Source organism: Phenylobacterium sp., assembly GCF_030654915.1.
Lineage (GTDB): Bacteria > Pseudomonadota > Alphaproteobacteria > Caulobacterales > Caulobacteraceae > Phenylobacterium.
Genome location: NZ_JAURWM010000155.1, coordinates 1 through 1,086, shown reverse-complemented (window position 1 = coordinate 1,086; position 1,086 = coordinate 1). Strand labels below are relative to the sequence as shown.

Here is a 1,086-nt window from a genome sequence, read left to right as displayed (position 1 = left end):
TCTGAGTTCGGCGGCGTCCGTCGGCCGGTACTGTTCGATTGCGGCGGGCCGGAGCGGAGAACCGGTCCAGGGTGCCAGGCCAAGGTGATGACATGCTTGGAGCGGGCGATGGGATTCGAACCCACGACATTCAGCTTGGGAAGCTAGGCCTAAGCTATAACTTTCAAGAGGTTATGATCCAATTGGCGTCGATTGGCTTTCAATTGTTTCAATGGCTTAGGAAAGTTTTCCCAACTCATGCGGCCGGCCAAGCTACTTCCGAGCGGCAGGCGAGCATCAGCGAAGTATGCCGGCGGCCCCGCCCAGGATGGCGTCTAGGACGGGGCCTTTGGGGACGGAAGCACCAGCATTTTACGCTAGCAAAGCCTCAACGAACACTATCCTCGGATTGTTCCCAATCCCACTGCCAGCCCGTCCCGTCACAGTAGCAGGACAAAAGCCCGACTGTTTGGCCGAGCTTGGCATTTTGAGAATAGCTATCAGTTGCGAAGATTGGTTGTCGCGCAAGCCTATACTTGCAACCGCTACTTGGCCGCTTTCTGTGCCCAAAACCCCTATGGTTGTGGCCGATTGCATTGCGCCGAGATTGGGTAACAGGGTTATTTTATCGTTAACTCGGCGGGCCGCCCCCGGCCCATGGGGAGGTACAGATGCATAGGTTGCTTAACGGCGTTCTTGCCGGCGTCGCACTTGCCGCACTCTCAGTTGGAAGCGCCAACGCCGCTTCCGTCCTCGTGGACGGCTACAAATTGGAGAATGGCTCGTTCGGGACCCAGACCGGCGTACACTCGAACTCAAGCCAGACGGGATCTAGCGTCAACGCCTACGTCAACCAGGACGGCTCGGCTGTCACCTACAGCACGACCACCGGCCAACTCTCGGTCAATGGCTCTGGCGAAGCGACGGTCGTCGGTGATCCGTTGATTGAAAATCTCACGGTCAACTTCGCCAAGGCCTGGAACGAGGTCACGTTCAATCTGGAATCCGTAACGGGAAAGGGCGGCTACGACTCCACCTTCAATCTCCTGGTGAACGGATTGGCCCTGTTCTCGGCAACGCCGAACCTCGGTGACGCGGCCTGCAGCT

General features: G+C 57.9%; 1 protein-coding gene. It reads left to right on the top strand.

Annotated features, from left to right (window positions below):
• Positions 1-650: 650 nt before the first annotated feature.
• Positions 651-1,086: hypothetical protein (locus tag Q7T84_RS08050; protein ID WP_304807551.1), on the top strand; the 436-nt coding region annotated here is incomplete at its 3' end.